This window comes from Pseudomonas sp. BF-R-26, assembly GCF_019947395.1.
Lineage (GTDB): Bacteria > Pseudomonadota > Gammaproteobacteria > Pseudomonadales > Pseudomonadaceae > Aquipseudomonas > Aquipseudomonas farris.
The window spans coordinates 1-17983 of record NZ_JAGYGK010000009.1 but is presented as its reverse complement, the minus strand read 5'-3'; the positions used below and the strand labels follow the sequence as shown (position 1 = coordinate 17983).

General features: G+C 58.3%; 18 protein-coding genes. 10 read left to right on the top strand and 8 right to left on the bottom strand.

Annotation, left to right across the window (positions count from 1 at the left end; all coding sequences use genetic code 11):
- The first annotated feature begins 3 nt into the window (after positions 1–3).
- The 6 genes from cyoB (at position 4) to KGB18_RS14775 (ending at position 4727) form a co-directional block, all read left to right on the top strand.
- Entirely contained in the window at positions 4–2034 is a 2031-nt protein-coding gene (gene cyoB / locus KGB18_RS14800) for a cytochrome o ubiquinol oxidase subunit I (protein ID WP_123358547.1), read from the top strand.
- Positions 2035–2037: 3 nt separating this feature from the next.
- Positions 2038–2664: a cytochrome o ubiquinol oxidase subunit III gene (locus KGB18_RS14795; protein WP_123719933.1), complete on the top strand. Its 627-nt coding sequence runs from the start codon at positions 2038–2040 to the stop codon at positions 2662–2664.
- Complete coding sequence (gene cyoD / locus KGB18_RS14790) at positions 2665–3000, top strand: cytochrome o ubiquinol oxidase subunit IV (RefSeq protein WP_008025399.1); 336 nt, start codon at positions 2665–2667, stop codon at positions 2998–3000.
- Positions 3001–3011: 11 nt separating this feature from the next.
- Complete coding sequence (gene cyoE, locus KGB18_RS14785; RefSeq protein WP_095055612.1) at positions 3012–3899, top strand: heme o synthase; 888 nt, start codon at positions 3012–3014, stop codon at positions 3897–3899.
- 172 nt (positions 3900–4071) lie between these two features.
- The gene (locus tag KGB18_RS14780) at positions 4072–4416 is read left to right on the top strand and encodes a toxin (RefSeq protein WP_223570228.1); all 345 of its coding nucleotides are present in this window, start codon (positions 4072–4074) and stop codon (positions 4414–4416) included.
- Positions 4413–4727, top strand: coding sequence for a helix-turn-helix domain-containing protein (locus KGB18_RS14775; RefSeq protein WP_123719932.1), 315 nt, complete (start codon positions 4413–4415; stop codon positions 4725–4727). The genes KGB18_RS14780 and KGB18_RS14775 overlap by 4 nt, the downstream gene beginning before the upstream one ends.
- A gap of 69 nt (positions 4728–4796) precedes the next feature.
- Here the strand turns inward: KGB18_RS14775 and KGB18_RS14770 are convergent, their stop codons facing one another.
- The 3 genes from KGB18_RS14770 to KGB18_RS14760 form a co-directional block, all read right to left on the bottom strand.
- Positions 4797–5501: a hypothetical protein gene (locus tag KGB18_RS14770; RefSeq protein ID WP_223570164.1), complete on the bottom strand. Its 705-nt coding sequence runs from the start codon at positions 5499–5501 to the stop codon at positions 4797–4799.
- A gap of 137 nt (positions 5502–5638) precedes the next feature.
- Positions 5639–7165, bottom strand: coding sequence for a sensor histidine kinase (locus tag KGB18_RS14765; RefSeq protein ID WP_223570163.1), 1527 nt, complete (start codon positions 7163–7165; stop codon positions 5639–5641).
- Positions 7162–7878 (bottom strand): response regulator transcription factor, encoded by a 717-nt coding sequence (locus KGB18_RS14760; RefSeq protein WP_123719929.1) that lies wholly within the window; start codon positions 7876–7878, stop codon positions 7162–7164. The genes KGB18_RS14765 and KGB18_RS14760 overlap by 4 nt, the downstream gene beginning before the upstream one ends.
- A 153-nt stretch (positions 7879–8031) precedes the next feature.
- Between KGB18_RS14760 and msrB the strand changes: the two genes are divergently transcribed.
- From msrB to msrA, 3 genes are read left to right on the top strand one after another with little or no spacing between them, the layout of a single operon-like run.
- Positions 8032–8547: a peptide-methionine (R)-S-oxide reductase MsrB gene (gene msrB, locus KGB18_RS14755; RefSeq protein ID WP_223570162.1), complete on the top strand. Its 516-nt coding sequence runs from the start codon at positions 8032–8034 to the stop codon at positions 8545–8547.
- A 43-nt stretch (positions 8548–8590) separates the two neighbouring features.
- Positions 8591–10378, top strand: coding sequence for a cytochrome c biogenesis protein DipZ (locus KGB18_RS14750; RefSeq protein WP_223570161.1), 1788 nt, complete (start codon positions 8591–8593; stop codon positions 10376–10378).
- Between the two features lie 27 nt (positions 10379–10405).
- Complete coding sequence (gene msrA, locus KGB18_RS14745) at positions 10406–11113, top strand: peptide-methionine (S)-S-oxide reductase MsrA (protein ID WP_223570160.1); 708 nt, start codon at positions 10406–10408, stop codon at positions 11111–11113.
- Positions 11114–11121: 8 nt separating this feature from the next.
- On the opposite strand, the gene KGB18_RS14740 is transcribed toward msrA, so the two are convergent.
- The 3 genes from KGB18_RS14740 to KGB18_RS14730 form a co-directional block, all read right to left on the bottom strand.
- On the bottom strand, positions 11122–11526 hold the full coding sequence (locus KGB18_RS14740) for a GNAT family N-acetyltransferase (RefSeq protein ID WP_123719926.1): 405 nt from the start codon (positions 11524–11526) through the stop codon (positions 11122–11124).
- Complete coding sequence (locus tag KGB18_RS14735) at positions 11523–12536, bottom strand: sensor domain-containing diguanylate cyclase (protein ID WP_123719925.1); 1014 nt, start codon at positions 12534–12536, stop codon at positions 11523–11525. Before KGB18_RS14735 ends, KGB18_RS14740 begins: the two co-directional genes overlap by 4 nt.
- 244 nt (positions 12537–12780) lie before the next feature.
- A complete protein-coding gene (locus KGB18_RS14730) occupies positions 12781–13686 on the bottom strand; it encodes a LysR family transcriptional regulator (RefSeq protein ID WP_052966631.1) in 906 nt (301 codons plus the stop codon).
- 102 nt (positions 13687–13788) lie between these two features.
- Between KGB18_RS14730 and KGB18_RS14725 the strand changes: the two genes are divergently transcribed.
- Positions 13789–14964, top strand: a complete 1176-nt coding sequence (locus KGB18_RS14725) for an aspartate aminotransferase family protein (RefSeq protein WP_123719923.1) — start codon at positions 13789–13791, stop codon at positions 14962–14964.
- Between the two features lie 97 nt (positions 14965–15061).
- On the opposite strand, the gene KGB18_RS14720 is transcribed toward KGB18_RS14725, so the two are convergent.
- Entirely contained in the window at positions 15062–15580 is a 519-nt protein-coding gene (locus KGB18_RS14720; protein WP_201061870.1) for a hypothetical protein, read from the bottom strand.
- A 16-nt stretch (positions 15581–15596) separates the two neighbouring features.
- The gene (locus tag KGB18_RS14715) at positions 15597–17534 is read right to left on the bottom strand and encodes an alkaline phosphatase D family protein (protein WP_123719921.1); all 1938 of its coding nucleotides are present in this window, start codon (positions 17532–17534) and stop codon (positions 15597–15599) included.
- Positions 17535–17983 lie beyond the last annotated feature (449 nt).

Here is a 17983-nt window from a genome sequence, read left to right as displayed (position 1 = left end):
ACGATGTTTGGTAAATTAAGTTGGGAAGCGGTCCCGTTCCACGAACCGATCGTGATGATAACCATCGCCATGATCGCGCTCGGTGGTCTGGCGCTGTTCGCTGCAATCACCTACTTCAAGAAGTGGACTTATTTGTGGACCGAGTGGTTGACCTCGGTCGACCACAAGAAAATCGGCGTGATGTACATCATCGTCGCCATGGTCATGTTGCTGCGCGGTTTTGCCGACGCCATCATGATGCGTACCCAGTTGGCCATGGCCACCGAGGGTTCGCCTGGCTACCTGCCGCCTGAACACTATGACCAGATCTTCACCGCTCACGGTGTGATCATGATCATCTTCATGGCGATGCCATTCTTCACCGGCCTGATGAACCTTGCAGTGCCGCTGCAGATCGGCGCGCGTGACGTTGCCTACCCGTTCCTGAACTCCCTGAGCTTCTGGCTGCTGGTTTCCGGCGTAGTGCTGATCAACCTGTCCCTGGGCGTCGGCGAATTCGCCAAGACCGGCTGGGTTGCCTATCCGCCGCTGTCGGGCCTGCAATACAGTCCGGGCGTGGGGATGGATTACTACATCTGGGCACTACAGCTATCCGGGCTAGGTACGACGCTGACGGGGGTCAACTTCCTGGCCACCGTGCTGAAAATGCGTACCCCTGGCATGAAGCTGATGGACATGCCGATCTTCACCTGGACCTGCACCTGGGCCAACGTCCTGATCGTGGCTTCGTTCCCGATCCTGACCGCTACCCTGGCACTGCTGACGCTTGACCGTTACATGGATTTCCACATTTTCACCAATGAACTTGGTGGCAATCCGATGATGTACGTCAACCTGTTCTGGGCCTGGGGTCACCCCGAGGTTTACATCCTGATTCTGCCGGCGTTCGGGATCTTCTCCGAAGTCATCTCGACCTTCACCGGCAAGCGTCTGTTCGGCCACCACTCGATGGTCTACGCATCGGGCGCGATCTCGATCCTGGGCTTCATGGTTTGGCTGCACCACTTCTTCACCATGGGTTCGGGTGCCAGCGTCAACGCCTTCTTCGGTCTGGCGACGATGCTGATTTCGATCCCGACGGGGGTGAAGCTATTCAACTGGCTGTTCACCATCTACCAGGGCCGTCTGCGTTTCACCAGCCAAGTGCTGTGGACCCTGGGCTTCATGGTGACCTTCGCCATCGGCGGCATGACCGGCGTACTGCTGGCCATCCCGGGTGCTGACTTCGTTCTGCACAACAGCCTGTTCGTGATCGCGCACTTCCATAACGTGATCATCGGCGGCGCGGTATTCGGTTACATCGCAGGTTTCGCCTTCTACTTCCCTAAAGCGTTCGGCTTCAAGCTGCACGAAGGCTGGGGCAAGGCAGCGTTCTGGTTCTGGATCACCGGCTTCTTCGTCGCATTCATGCCGCTCTACGTACTGGGCTTCATGGGCATGACCCGTCGTCTGAACGCCACCACCAACCCTGAGTGGGTGCCGTACCTGTACGTTGCCATGTTTGGTGCGGTGATGATTGCCTTCGGTATCGCCTGCCAGCTGATCCAGCTGTATGTCAGCGTGCGTGATCGCAACAAGCCAGAGAACATGTGCGAACACGGCGACCCGTGGAATGCCCACACGCTGGAATGGTCGACCTCGTCGCCACCACCGTTCTACAACTTTGCCGTGCTGCCAAAAGCGGAAACCATCGACCCGTTCACCGAAGCCAAGGAAAACGGTACCGCGTACCAGGCTCCGGCCCGTTACGAGCCGATCCACATGCCAAACAACACCGCGACCGGTGTGGTCATGGGTGCTCTGTTGACCGTGTTCGGTTTCGCGATGATCTGGCACATCTGGTGGCTGGCCATCGTTAGCCTGGTCGGCACCGTGGGTTACTTCGTGATCCATGCTGCACGTGATGATCAGGGCTATATGGTGCCGGTCGACGTGATCGAGCGCATCGAAGCCGAGCAGCACAAGCGTCTGGTAGCGGCCGGGAAAGTTCCAGCCACCGCCACCCGTGTTGAAACCTCGTTGGAACAGGCTTAAACCATGTCGAACTTAGTGACCAATGCTGGACACACCCATGTCGATGGACATGGGCATGATGACCATCACCACGACTCGGGCGAGATGACCGTATTCGGTTTCTGGCTCTACCTGATGACCGACTGCATCCTGTTTGCGTCGATCTTCGCGGCGTACGCGGTACTGGTTAACAACGTAGCGGGCGGCCCGTCGGGCGCCGACATCTTCGAACTGCCATACGTACTGGGCGAAACCGCTCTGCTGCTGTTCAGTTCGATCACCTACGGCTTCGCCATGCTGGCGTTGTTCAAGGGCAAGAAGAACCAGGTCCTGGGCTGGCTGGCCCTGACCTTCATGTTCGGCGCCGGCTTCATCGGCATGGAGATCAACGAGTTCCACGTACTGATCTCCGAGGGCTTCGGTCCTAGCCGCAGCGGCTTCCTGTCCGGGTTCTTCACCCTGGTCGGCACCCACGGTCTGCACGTGACCAGCGGTCTGATCTGGATGGCGATCATGATGTACCAGGTGCAGAAAAACGGCCTGACGGCGACCAACAAGACCCGTCTGAGCTGCCTGAGCCTGTTCTGGCACTTCCTGGACGTGGTGTGGATCTGCGTATTCACCGTTGTTTATCTGATGGGGACTATGTAAATGGCTAACGCTCATTCCCACGATAGCCACGACGCCGGCCACGGCAGCGTCAAGTCCTATGCTATCGGTTTCATCCTGTCGGTGATCCTGACCGTCATTCCTTTCGGCCTGGTGATGTACCCGTCGCTGCCGAAAGCCCTGACCCTGTGGATCGTACTGGCCTTCGCAGTCATCCAGGTGCTGGTGCACCTGGTGTACTTCCTCCACCTGGACCGTTCGGCGGCGCAGCGTAACAACGTCATTGCGTTTGTTTTCGCCGCGATCGTAATCGTCCTGTTGGTAGGCCTGTCGCTGTGGATCATGTTCAGCATCCACACCAACATGATGGCGCACTGAGGTAAGTCCGGATGTCCTTGAAGCACTTTATCCAAATCACCAAACCGGGGATCATTTTCGGTAACGTGCTTTCAGTGGCAGGCGGATTTTTCCTGGCCTCCAAAGGGCATGTCGATCTGGCCATCTTCCTGGCTGCGATGATCGGCACGTCCCTGGTGGTGGCCTCCGGTTGCGTGTTCAACAACTGCATCGACCGCGACATCGACCTGAAGATGGAGCGCACCAAGAACCGGGTGCTGGTCCAGGGCTTGATCTCCCTGAAACTGGCCCTGGCTTTTGCGACCATCCTTGGTGTTTTCGGCGTTGCACTGTTGTACAAGGTAGCCAACCCGTTGGCTGCACTGTTCGCGGTGATCGGTTTTGTCATCTACGTCGGCTTCTACAGCCTGTACCTCAAGCGCAAGTCGGTTCACGGCACGCTAGTGGGCAGTCTGTCGGGGGCGATGCCTCCGGTGATTGGCTACGTGGCTGTGACTAACAGCTTCGACATGGCCGCACTGACGCTGCTGGTGATGTTCAGCCTGTGGCAGATGCCGCATTCCTACGCCATCGCAATTTTCCGTTTCAACGATTACCTGGCCGCATCGATTCCGGTGTTGCCAGTGAAGCGCGGGATTCAAGTGGCCAAGAAGCACATCCTGCTCTACATCCTGGCGTTCCTCGTAGCGACCTTGATGCTGACCTTCAGCGGCTACGCCGGCATGAGCTACCTCGCCGTGGCCGCGGCCATGGGCATGTACTGGTTGTACATGGCCTGGACCGGTTACAAGGCAGTGGATGACACGGTCTGGGCACGCAAGCTGTTCGTGTTCTCGATCTTCACCATTACTGCGTTGAGCGTGATGATGTCGCTGGATTTTAAAGTGCCGAGTGAGCTGTTGCTGACTTACGCGCCTTAAGCTCCGGATGCTGTAAAGAAAAGCCCCGCCTTCGAGAGAATGGCGGGGCTTTTTATTGGGTTCTATTTGACGGACTGTGTCGTCCCTATCGCGAGCCTGCTTGTGATGACAGCTCATCGGGATGATAAGTTGTCGCTTGCCGAACTATAAGCAAGTTGCCTATAGTTCGGCGATTCGAACTGTATTCTTTGAAACCACATCGTTCACTGCCACCGTTGGCGATTATCTGACGGACGATGAGTATCGTGCGTTGCAAACTAATATGCAGCTGAATCCCCAGGCGGGCGATGTGATGCCTCGCACGGGCGGCTTCCGGAAGCTGCGCTGGATAGATGGGCGTCGAGGTAAAGGCAGGCGAGGTGGCTTGCGAGTTATCTATTATTGGCTTATGAATGATGGCCAGTTCTGGATGTTTGCAATTTATGACAAAGATGAGCTTGAGAATTTGACCGCCGACCAAGAGAAGGCGCTCAAGAAAGCCATAGATAGAGAGTTGAAGGCACGAGGTACCCCATGAAAAAGCGCGACCTGTTTGCAGAGTTGATGCAGGGCGTTGACGAGATGGCGGCTCAGCGCGAAGGCAAGATTACGCTGCGCAACAATACCGTGGAGGATAAACCCGCTCCCGAGGTAGGCGCGCAAGAAATCGTGGCGCTGCGAGAAAAGTTGCATATGTCTCAGGCCGTTTTTGCCAAGCGAATCAGAACCAGCCCCAGCACTTTGAGAAATTGGGAGCAGGAAAAATCGAAACCCAATGCTCAGGCAGCCTTGTTGATAAGGCTGGTGGAGAAGTTTCCCGATATGGTTGAGCGACTCCGAGCCGTTTGAATAGGTTGTTGAAAACTAAAAGCCCCACCTTCGAGAGAAGAGCGGGGCTTTTTTGATTAGCGTTTAGCGTTACTGCGCGGCGATGCTGTAGCCGTCGAACGCGGTTTGCTGCTGGAGCGCGGTGATGATGTTCTTGCGGTTGACCGCTTGTTCGGTCCCGGCATTGTCCAGGAAGGTTTCGCTTTCCAGCTCGGCTTCATCGCCTTCGCCGACGAAAGTGAAGCCCAGGAATTCCAGCGCTTCACGGTCAACGTTCAGGCGCGAGCGCGGGGTGCGCAGGGGCAGGGTGACGCTGATGCCGTCCTTGCTGATGGTGAACACTTCGACTTCTTTCTTGGCGCGCGCCGCTTTGCTCTTGCCGCTGCTCGGGTTGCTGATGGCCTGGTGAGTCTGGTTCAGTACCTTCAGCGCCAGACCATAAACGATTTCCTGGAACGCCGGGTCGTCCTTGAAGCTGGACAGAATGCGGCTGATCGAGAATTTGCTGCTCAGGTCTTCCAGGGCAGCGATGTCGGCTGCTTCGGCGTCTTTCAGTTGCTTGAGTTCGCCCATCAAATCGTAGGCTTTGTCGTCGTCGAAGCTGTCATGAGCCTGGCGAATCGCGGCGCGCAGCTCGCGGATCTGGTCGCTTTCCCGGGTGGATTGAAAAGCGTCCAGAACCATCTCGCTGATGGTCTTGGCCTGAGGCACATGCTGTGAAAGATTGATGGAGTTTTCGTATTCCGCTTTGGACGACAAGGTGACTACGGATTCAGCGGTATTGGAATCGGACATTGAAATTTCACTACTTCTTTAACTTGGATTGAGGCGAGAAAGCACGAAGCCTTTTCAGGCCGCCTAATCTATTGGACCGAGGCTGCGTTGTCACGGATGAACAGGCGGCTGGTCAGCATTTTTGCCGGCGCTGTCGACTATTTCCCTATCGAATTTATATTCATCGAACGAACCACCCATTGTTCTGCCGTTTGCTCGTCCACCGGCAAGGAGAAGCGAAAGGTCGCGCCGCGTCCGGGCATATCGATCAATTCGATCTCGCGACCGTGCAATTGCAGGATCCGATGCACGATCCGTAGCCCCAACCCGCCATCGCGCCGTGCGCCGCCAATATTGAACGGACGCAGGAACAGACCTTCGCGCAGTTCAGGAGCGATTCCCGGGCCGGTGTCGCTGACCGTGACTTCGATAAAAGGTCCTTGTGGGCGCAGGCTGAGTTCGATCTCTCCACCTTGAGGCGTATGACGCAGCGCGTTGTCGAACAGGTTGGTCAGCACCCGCTCGATCAACCCCAGATCTGCGCAGGCCACGGCGACGTTGGGGGAGAAGGTGGCCTTGAGTTCGATCTGGCGTGCTTCGGCGCTGAGTTCGAATTTCTGAAAGATGTCCTGCACCAGATCGGTCAGGGAGAAGCGCTCCAGCACTGGTTGCACGAAACCGTGTTCCAGCCGCACCAGTTCCAGCAGCGATTGCGCCAAGCCGCCGACCTTGCGGCTTTGATCCAGAGCGATCCCCAGATAACGGCGGCGGTCGGCGGGGGACAATGTGGCGTCCTTGAGTGACAGGGTTTCCAGGTAACCGTGCAGCGAGGCCAGCGGTGTGCGCAGGTCGTGGGAGATGTTCGCCACCAATTCCCGACGCTCCTGATCCTGGCGGGTCAGCGAGCGCCATTGTTCGCCGAGGCGCGCTTGCATCTGCCGGAAGGCGGCGTCGAGTACGGCAATTTCATCGTGGCTGGCGGCTTTTTCTACCGGCTCTGGCTCGGGCAAGGCGGGCGGTGCCGACGGAACACCATTGATATCGAACTGACTGACTTTCTCGGTCAAGCGGCGCAATGGCCGGGTGATCAGGCCAAATGCGGTGAGGCCGGCAATCAGGCACAGCAACGCCACCAGCCCAATGGACAACAAAGCGGTATTGAGCGCTGCGCTGGTGGCGCCGCGTTCGGCGAAGCGGTCATGCTCTTCGCTGAGCAACACCACATAGAGATAACCGGCCGGTTGACCGTTGACCCGTAATGGCGCGGCGCTGAATACCTTGCTGCCATCGACGCTGCGCGGATCGTCGCCGAGAATCGGCAGGGCCTCGCCTTTGAGCAAACGCTGGATCGGCGCCAGATCGACCCGTTCTCGGCGAATCCGGCCTTCGGGTGCGGCGCTGCCGACAATTCGGCCTCCGGTGTCCAGCAGATAGACCTCGACACTGGGATTGACCAGCATCAGCTGGCTGAACAATTCACGCACGGCATTGGGCATCGGGCCATTGCGGTCCATCAGCACCGTGTCTCGGGCGATATGTTGCGCCAGATCCCGCGACAAACCCTGCACCACTTCCAGTTCATGCATGTGGTTGGAGCGCACCTGCATCCATGCCGAGGTGCTGTAGCACACCAGCAACAGCACGGCGAACACCAGGGACAGGCGTTGGGTCAGGGTCAACCTCATGACTGCTCTCCGCTCGTCGCGAATTTGTAACCACGCCCCCACACCGTGAGGATGCGCGCCGGTTGCGCCGGATCGGCTTCGATCTTGGCCCGTAGGCGGTTGATGTGGGTGTTGACCGTGTGCTCGTAGCCTTCGTGGCTGTAGCCCCACACCGCGTTGAGCAGGTCCATCCGCGAGAAGACCTTGCCGGGCTGACGGACGAAAAAGTACAGCAGGTCGAACTCCCGCGGCGTGAGGTCAAGACGCCGGCCATCGAGGGAGACTTCACGTGTGATCGGGTCGATGGACAGGCCATCGCTGATCAGACTGCCAGCGTCCATTTTCAGGTTACGGGCCATGGCGTCGACCCGTCGCAGCAATGCCTTGACCCGTGCCACCAGTTCTAGCATGGAAAAGGGTTTGGCCAGGTAATCGTCGGCACCGAGTTCCAGCCCCAGAATCCGATGGACTTCGCTGGAGCGCGCACTGGTGATGATGATCGGTGTGTAGCGAGCCATGGCCCGGGCGCGGCGGCAGATTTCCAGGCCGTCGACGCCGGGCAGCATCAGGTCGAGAATCAGTGCATCCCAGCTTCCTTGCTGCAGCAGTCGCATGCCCTCATCGCCGTCGGCGCAGTGCACCACCTCGAACTGCTCATCGCGAAGATGCAGGCAGATAAGGTCGGCGATATGCAGGTCGTCCTCGACCACCAGGACGCGTTTGGTCTGTTCCATGGAGCTCAATCCTTTGTGACGCAATGAACACATTGTGCGGGTTTTCCTGAGGCTGAGTTATCACGAATTGTTTAACTCCTCGTGAGGATTTGGCGATCAACTCAAGCCTAGGCTGTGTTCCATGCAAGGCATCTGAAATTTTGGAGAAGGCCCATGTTTTCACGGCGACAGTTTCTTGTAGCGAGCGGCGGGCTGGGGGCTGCAGCCCTGGCGATTGGTGTATTGCCAAAATTTTCCGCAGGCGTTGCGTTGGTCGACGAGGCCCGTGCGGTGGAGGTTTTTGAAGTGACTCACAGCGATAGCGAATGGCGCGCGCTGCTTAGCTCCGAGCAGTACGAGATCCTGCGCGAAGAGGGCACCGAACGGGCCTACAGCAGCCCGCTGAACAACGAGCATCGGGAGGGCGTTTTTGCCTGCGCCGGTTGTGATCTGCCGTTGTTTTCTTCCGACACCAAGTTCGACAGCCGCACTGGATGGCCGAGTTTCTGGGCGCCACTGGACAACGCGGTGGCCACCCGTCAGGACCGCTCCTTCGGCGTGTTGCGCGAAGAGGTCCACTGCCGTCGTTGCGGCGGTCACTTGGGTCATGTTTTCGAAGACGGGCCAAAGCCCACCGGTCTGCGCTACTGCATGAACGGCCTGGCGCTGACTTTCAAGCCACAGGCGTAATCCATGGGCACTTCCTTTCACTCACTTCACGCAGGTCGACGTTATGTGGCTTCTGGTCCTCGCTTATCTCGGTGGTGTGCTGACGATCGTCAGCCCGTGCATTCTGCCGGTATTGCCCTTTGTCTTCGCTCGCACCGGGCAGCCGTTTATGAAGAGTGGCTTGCCGCTGCTGGCGGGAATGGCGCTGACCTTCGCGCTCGTCGCCTCGTTGGCGGCGGTGGGCGGCAGTTGGGTGGTGCAAGTCAATCAGTACGGTCGCTGGCTCGCGTTGCTGTTCGTTGCACTGTTCGGGCTGACGCTGTTGCTGCCCCGGTTGGCCGAGCGCCTGACGCGTCCGCTGGTGGCGGCCGGCGGTCGGCTGTCGGAAGCCGCGGCTGCCGATACCCGGCCGCGCCCCGGCGCTTCGTTGCTGATCGGTGTCGCCACGGGCCTGCTCTGGGCGCCCTGCGCCGGGCCGATTCTGGGCCTGCTGTTGACTGGCGCGGCGCTGCAAGGGGCAAACATCGCCACCACCTTGTTGCTACTGGCTTATGCGGCCGGCGCCGCCACCTCTCTCGCCGCGGCATTGCTGCTAGGCGGTAAAGTCTTCACCGCGATGAAGCGCTCGATAGGTGCGGGCGAGTGGCTGCGTCGAGGTTTGGGAGTCGCGATGCTGGCCGGTGTGGCGGCAATCGCTTTGGGGCTGGATACCGGCATTCTGGCGCGGGTCTCGACAGCCTCCACCGGAGGAATCGAGCAGGCGTTGGTAAGCCGGTTCTCCGGTAAGTTGCCGACCGGCAGTGGGGCGATGATGTCGCAGATTCCACGGGGCGGCGATCAACCCGCCGGCAGTATGAAAATGACCGCCAGGATACCGGGCGAACTACCGATTGAAGGCAACCTTCCATCGCTGGACGGCGCTGTGCAATGGCTCAATTCCCCCCCTCTCACCACCCAGGCCTTGAAGGGCAAGGTTGTGCTGGTGGATTTCTGGACTTACTCCTGCATCAACTGCCTGCGCACCCTGCCGTATGTGAAGGCCTGGGCCGAGAAGTATCGCGATCAGGGCTTGGTGGTGATCGGCGTCCATACGCCCGAGTTTGCCTTCGAACGTGATGCAGGCAACGTCACCAAAGCCATGAAAGACCTGGGCATCACTTATCCGGTGGCAATCGATAACGACTACAAGGTCTGGCGTGCTTTCAACAACCAATACTGGCCAGCCCACTATTTTGCCGATGCTCAGGGGCGCATTCGTTATCACCATTTTGGTGAAGGCAAATACGCCGAATCGGAGCGAGTGATTCAGCAACTGCTGCGTGAAGCGGGCGCCGCGAAGGTCGCGGACGGGCTGATCAATGCTCGTGCCGAGGGTGTCCAGCTCGCCGCGGACATGAGTGAAGTGCAATCGCCGGAAACCTATGTCGGCTACCGACGGGCGGAGCATTTCGTTGCTGAAACCGATCTGGCGCCAGACAAGGTGGCGGCCTATAGCCCGCCGTCACAATTGGCCCTCAATAACTGGAGCCTGGAGGGTCAGTGGACTGTCGGTCCGGAGCGGGCTGTTTCAAACGCACCGGCCAGTCGTATCGTTTACCGCTTCCACGCTCGCGATTTGCATCTGGTTTTGGGCCCCGGTGCTGACGGTCAACCGGTGCGTTTCAAAGTGTTGATTGACGGTAAGCCCCCTGGTGATGCCCACGGTGTCGACGTGGCGCCCGATGGCAGCGGCAGTGTCACCGAGCAGCGGTTGTATCAATTGGTACGCCAGACCGCAGGCGTAAAGGACCGGACATTCAGCATTGAGTTTCTCGATCCCGGTGTGTCGGCGTATGCGTTTACGTTCGGTTGATAGCCTCATTCATTCAGGAGACATCCCATGAAAACCTCATTCAACTGGCGTCGCACCCTGCTGGGATTGGCCGCCGCCAGTGTTATCGGTCAGTGCGCAGCATTCTCGTTCGGAGGCACCGAAGAGGCGGTCATCATTCCGCCACCAACCCTCGACGAGAACACTCAAGCACGCAGTGAAACGGCAATTTTTGCGGGCGGTTGCTTCTGGGGCGTCCAAGGGGTGTTTCAACACGTCAAAGGGGTGAAGAACGCTGTCTCCGGTTACGCGGGCGGCTCAGCCGACACCGCTCAGTACGAGCGGGTCAGCAATGGCGATACCGGTCATGCGGAGGCCGTCGAAGTCACCTTCGATCCTGCTCAAGTCAGCTATGGCAGCCTGTTGCAGATCTATTTCTCGGTGGCCCACAACCCCACCGAACTCAACCGTCAGGGCCCGGACAGCGGCACCCAGTATAGATCGGCGCTTTTCCTGAAAAACGCTGAACAGCAACGCGTCGCCCAGGCCTACATCGCACAACTCGACGCCGCCCATTCGTTCAACAAACCCATCGTCACCAAACTGGAAACCTACAACGGCTTCTACCCGGCGGAGGAGGAACATCAGGACTTCCTGACCGAGCACCCGACGTACCCTTACATCGTGATCAATGACCTGCCGAAGGTGGCGCAGTTGAAGCAGCTGTATCCGGATAGGTATCAGGCGAAGCCGGTGTTGGTGAAGGCTGGTCAATAGTGCATTGGCTACTTCAAGCGTGAGCGTTCCATGGCAATGGTCGACGTTTCAAAGCCCAGCTTTGAAAAGAAATCCGAAGCGCCTTCACGGCCTGCTCGCAGAACCCAGGTAATGGCGGTGTTGTCGCCCATGACATGCTCAACCAGTGCGCGACCGACGCCTTCACGTCGATGCTGCCCACACACGACAACCATCGACAGATAACCGTTGGATAAACCATCGGTGATACCTCGGGCAAACCCGACGATGTGGGAGTCCTTTATCGCAAGAGCTGTACGTTGGGAATCAGCGATCAGTTGCGCGAAATGCTCAGGTGAGCCGGTGCGATGAGCCCACCCATTCGCCCCAAGAAAAAGTCGCACCGACTCGACATCCGAGGCCCGCACATCACGGATAAGCACGGCAGTATTCACCCTGAAATCAAATTCTTGCCCGCAATCTTCGACCGATACAGCGCCTGATCGGCCCTGGCCAGCAGCCCTGTCTGTTGTTCTTCTTCAAAACGTTGCACCACGCCAAAACTCATGGTCACTTGATAGTCCCCGACCGGCAGCAGGCTCGACAGGCCGTGGCGGATTCTTTCAGCGAGCGCCCTGGCGTCGGCCAGCGAAGTATTGGGCAGGATCATGATGAACTCGTCGCCGCCCCAGCGCGCCAACAAATCGCCTTCGCGCACGCAGTGCTTCACGCTCTCGATTACCTGTACCAACGCCGCATCACCCAGGGCATGGCCGTAGTGATCGTTGATGTTTTTGAAGTCATCGATGTCCATGGCGATCAGCGACAGGGGTTGGCGAAAGCGTTGGGCGCGGTCGCATTCCTGGGGCAGGGCTTTTTCCAGTCGATAGCGATTGGCGATGGAAGTCAGCACATCGGTTTCCGCCAGTTTGCGATTCTCTTCGAGTTGAATCTGCAACTGCTGATTGACCCGAGACAACTCGCGAGTGCGTTCTTCGACGATGGCTTCGAGGGATTGATTGCGCCGTTCCATTTCTTCGAACAGGCGTTTCTTGTCTTCGATACTGCGGTGCGCGCCGACCATTCGTGCCACCGAGCCGTTGGCATTACGTGCCAGCACATAGCCGCGATCTTCGATCCAGGTGTAAGTGCCATCTCGCATGCGGCAGCGATACTCGGCTTGATAGCCGGGTGCGCGCTGATTCAGGTAGTCATCAAACAGCGCCATGACTCGTGAATAATCGTCGGGATGGATCACGTTTTCCCAGGTCAGCACGTTGTTATCCAGGGAATGAGGCGGATAGCCGAGCATCTCGTACCACCCAGGGTTGCGGTAGACAAACCCGGTGTTGGCGTTCCAGTCCCAGATGCCATCGCTGACCAGTTCCAGAATGGTGTGCAGCATGTCTTCGTTAAAATCTGACAGATTGAACTTCAACGGCTCGATATTCGATGCCTCACCCATCATCGGTCTCCCTGCCGAACTGATATTAACGTGACTCGCCAGTCGAGGAGATTAGTTCATGGGGTATTGCCCCTGCTAGGGGGCGTTCTCAATTAGTTTCCCCGCCGCGTTGTCGCCTTAAAGCGGGCCAGGCAAGGCGCAGGCCGCTGTGGGAATGGTTGTTCCCTTTCCAAGGCCTGCAACGCAGCCTGACCCGCTTTAAGGCACAACCCGGCGCGGTGGGGAAACTAATTGAGAACGCCCCCTAATGCTTGCCCCACCTCTGCAGCGCAAAGTCGACGAAGCTGCGCAATTTCGGCAAACGGTAGCGGTCCTGGGCGTACACCAGGTTCATCGGCCGACTCGGCAATTGGTAGTCCTGCATCAAAGCCACCAGTTTTCCGTCCTGAAGGTCCTGCTCCACCAAGGCATCGGGCACCATCACGATGCCCATCCCGGTTCGCGCCGCTTGATGCAGCCCCGCCGAGCTGTTGATCAGCATCGGTCCGCTGACCTCCACCATGACTTCGCCTTCGGGTCCCCTCAGGCGCCATTGTTTGGCTACCGAGTGCCAGTCATCTCCGGCCGGGTAGGCGAAGGCCAGGCAGTCATGGTGTTGCAGGTCGGTAGGTTTTTCCGGAGTGCCTCGGCGCGCCAGGTAGTCCTTCGAAGCGCACAGGGTCATCGTGTAGTCGATGAGCGGGCGCGCGATCATGTTGGACATCTCGGTAGTGCCCAAGCGAATAGCCACATCGAAACCGTTGTCGAGCAGATCCAGGCGCTGGTTGGTCAAAACGACGTCGAGTTTGACTTGCGGACAACGCAGGGCGAATTCACTCAAGGCCGGCGCCAGCCGTTCGGTGCCGAAGGTCAGCGGCGCGGTGATGCGCAGGGTGCCGCTCGGCTCGTCGAGGGTCTGTTCGGCCAGGCGTTCGGAATCGGCCACCAACCCCAATACCTCGAGACAACGTTGATAGTACGCCGTGCCGAATTCCGTCAGCCGCTGGCGTCGTGTCGTACGGTTAAGCAGGCGCACGCCCAGACGTTGCTCCAGGGCTCGAAGATGATTGCCGACCATGGTCGTCGACATTTCGCACTGCAAAGCGGCGGCGGTCATGCTGCCGGCTTCCACCACTCTTACGTAAACGGTCATTGCCTGGAACAAATCCATTATCAAGCCCAGCTTTAAAATGATTGAAGTGTTGCGGTGTTTATCCAGCTCAGGTGGCTAACCATACTGCAAAAACACCGACTATTAATGGAGTTTGATGTCATGACCGCCGCCTGCCTGATGAGCACCTACCAACCCTTGGCCCTGAGTTTCAACAAAGGCCTGGGCACGCGCTTGTGGGATCAGGCCGGTCGCGAATATCTGGACGCGGTGGCGGGCGTGGCGGTGACCAACGTCGGCCATTCCCATCCGCGAATTGTGTCGGCCATCAGCGAACAGGCCGGGCTGTTGTTGCACACCTCCAACCTGTACAGCATCGACTGGCAACAGCAGCTGGCACAGAAACTGGTTCGGTTGTCTGGCATGGACCGGGCGTTCTTCAACAACTCTGGCGCCGAAGCCAATGAAACCGCGCTGAAACTCGCGCGGCTTTACGGCTGGCATAAAGGCATCGAGCAGCCGCTAGTGGTGGTCATGGAAAATGCCTTTCACGGTCGTACTCTTGGCACCTTGTCCGCCAGTGACGGCCCGGCGGTGCGCCTGGGGTTTAACGAATTGCCGGGGGACTTCATTAAAGTGCCATTCGGCGACCTCGCGGCGCTGGAGGCGGTGCAACACGCCCACGGCCCGCGCATCGTGGCGATCCTGATGGAGCCGATTCAGGGCGAAAGCGGTGTGCAAATGGCGCCGCCCGGTTATCTCAAAGCAGTGCGCGAACTTTGCAACCGGCGCTCCTGGTTGCTGATGCTCGACGAAATCCAGACTGGCATCGGCCGCACCGGCCAGTGGTTTGCGTTCCAGCACGAAGGCATCATCCCGGACGTCATGACCCTGGCCAAAGGCCTGGGCAATGGCATCCCCATCGGCGCCTGCCTGGCCCGGGGCAAAGCCGCCGACCTGTTTACCCCCGGCAGCCACGGCAGCACGTTCGGCGGCAATCCGCTGGCATGCCGAGTGGGATGCACCGTGCTGGAGATCATTGAGGAACAAGGCCTGCTGGAGAACGCCAAACTGCAGGGTGAACGCTTGCTCGCCAGATTGCGCATCGAGTTGGCGGATGACCCCAACGTCCTGGCGATTCGCGGCCAGGGCTTGATGATCGGCATCGAACTCAAACAACCGATTCGCGACCTGACCTTGATTGCAGCCCGCGATCACGGCTTGCTGATCAACGTGACACGGGGCAAGACCATTCGCCTGCTGCCACCGTTGACGATTGATGAGCGGGAAGTGGAGATGATTGTCAGAGGAGTTGGTCGGGCGGTGAGCGCCGCCTGACTTCTCCTGGATAAACGCATTCCCCTGTAGGAGCAGCCTTCGGCAGCTCTTACAGGATCGGTGTCTGCGTCAGTGGAATCAGGAACGATCAGTCGGTTTATTGCATCGTACTGACGAAAGCCGTGACTTCATCCCGATTCATCAGTTGAAGTTTCGAACCGCTAAACCCTTCGAACAAGCGCTGATGCGCGGCAAATCCACTGGACTCTTCACGAGTACGATAGCTACTGGCCCATTCCAGTAACGCTATCAGTAACTCGTCATGCTCAGCGCGCTTTGCCTCTCGCTGGCGAATATGACTGACGCAGTCTTCGTCCTCCAGGCATAGCCAGATCAGCGCCGTCGCCTGTTCCACAAGTTCACTGACCATCCACCCATACACACCCTCGATAACCCAACGATTTTTGCTCGCCGCCACACGCGCCATTCCCAATGCCTCGGCGCGGGGACGAGCGATGCTGTGTTCATCGGATATCCAGTGAATCAAGTCGAGATCGATCCAGGGCACTTGTAGGTGCTCGGCCAGTCGTTTGGCCAGCCAACTCTTGCCCGAGCCGGAGTTGCCGATGATCAGGGTTCGGGTGAGGTTCATGCTGTGCAGGTAATAACTGCTCATGGCAACTCGGGCAAAGTCATTCAACCGCTTCGGAAATTTCAGGCGCAATCATCCGCGTCTTCGGCGATCCATCCGCATTGAATTGATAAATATCTTGCGGCTGGCCCTTTTCATTGAAGAACACTTGGCCGATCCCTGCCGAGTTCCACAGCCGTTCCCCGGCTTCGGCGTGTTCGGGAATGTGCGGAACAATGCGCATGCGCCGGCGCTTGGTCAGCCAGTTCAGCGGCGAGCGGGGCGAGTAGAGCCAGCGGTTGAGGCGGTCGAACCATTCGAGCAGCGCTGGCGGAAACTCGTTTTTGATCCCGCTGCTGGTGATCTGCCAGATTCGTGGGCCGGCCTTGCGGTGTCGGATCAATACTTCATAGACGAAGGAATAATGCACATCACCGGACAGCACCACGTAGTTACCGGGTGTGCGGGAGTGTCGGAAAATGTTCAGGATCACCTGGGCGGCGCCGCGATGGGCCATCCAGTTTTCGGCGTCCACCAGCAGCGGATAGCCGCACCAGCTAAACACCCGTTGCACGGTTTCGATCAGTTTGACGCCGAAAATCGGTGCCGGCGAAACGATGATCGCCGAAGGATGATCGAGCAATTCCTGTTGCAGCTCGCTGAGTGCCTCCCAGTCCAGCAGACCCGACGGTTGCTTGAGGTTCATCTCGCTGCGCCAGCGTCGGGTGCGGGTGTCGAGCACCACCAGCGCCGGGCGGGTGGGCAGCACGTAATGCCACTTCTGAAAACTCAGCAGTTCATCGATCAAGCTATCCTGGACGTCGCTGTCGAGGTAATGGTCTTGCCCCGTGGTACTCAATAGACGGGTTTTTTCCAGCATGCTGCCAAATGCATCCGGGTTGTTGCCCCAACCTTGGCACAACATATAAGCGAGCAGCGCGTTACCGATGATGCGCTTGGAGAACGGATGGCCGTAGGCCGTTTCCTCCCATTGCGCGGAAAGATTCCAGTCATCGGTAATATCGTGGTCGTCGAAGATCATCAGGCACGGCAGATGTGCCATCGCTCGCCCCACACCACCCAGCCCCATCTTGAACGCATCGATGCACGTCTGCTCCAGGGCATAGCGCTTGCGTCGTTCGGGCGTCAGTGCCGGTGGTTGCGGTGCGATCAGTGTCCAGGACGTTGGCGACCATACTAATAGGTACATGGCCATGACCTCGGCGAAGGTCACCAAATGATTGTCGGCGCTGCTACTGGTAAAAATCGGCTTACGCGCTCCACCGAAAAATCGTTCGCGCAGGGTTTCGTTGCTTTCAAGCGCCGGTAACAAATCCGCACGATGGTAGTAACTGGCCGGGTGTTCATAGAGCTTGGCGCTATCGCTGACCACCGCACCGTCGAGGTGTTCGTCGAACAGCCCCAGACGCTCGATCAAGGCATGAATTGCCCGTAACATCGGCCCCGCGACATCATCCGCATATACCTGATCGCCACTCATCATTAATAGTGCGGGGCGCTTGCAAGCGTCCTGCTCGGACTCCAGCAACCGATCGACGCACAGCAAACCATCGGCAGCCGGATGGTGAGGTTTACGGCAGGAGCCATGCAGCAACTGATCGATGCGCGAGCGCAGCACGAAATTCGGGCAATGCGCTTCGCCGTATAGCAGATGCGGCGCCCACTCGGCGATGCCCGACGGCGTGCCATCCGCTTCGGTGATCAGCAGGTCGTACTCGATCAACGTGTCGCAGGGCAGGGCGGCATCCAGTGGCACATCTATCAAATGAATGAAGGCATGAGTACCGACCGGGATGATCGTGCATTGCCCCGCGTCGAGACGGATATCGATTCCTTGCAGGCGCAGCGTCAGTGGCAGCGCACGCGATCCCACCAGCCACAGCAGCAGTCGCGTGGGTTCCAGGCGCCGTAATAGCGGGCCGACGAGGATCGGTGGCAAAGGAGAGTGATCGGCGGGCAATGGCAAAGATACGGGCATCCGGGTTCAAGACTCTTGGTGCTGAGAGGCGGGCGATGATAGCGCAGTGGGAGGGCAAGCCGAGGCAGCGGTATATTCTGGTGAGTTCTCCTATATAGAAGGGGAATGCGCTGTTTTCCGGCTTTGCGCAAGTTATTGATAGAAAGGCGTAATCAGGGGTTGACGGCAGATTCTGGAAGTCTATAATTCGCCCCACTTCCGGCGCAGTCGAAACGGAAAACTCCTTGGCAAACAAAGAGTTACGCAGTTTTCGACAGCGGTTACGCTTCAGTTCATCGAAGCCAGAAGGAGTTGGTAAGGCAGTGTGTTTTCGCCTTATTGGCGGTTCGATCATCTCGGTCGAAAGCGGAGAAAAAGAGGTGTTGACAGCAGCGAGTAACGCTGTAGAATTCGCCTCCCGCTAACGAGAGATCGGAAGCGCAAGTGGTTGAAGTTGCAGAGGAAACTTT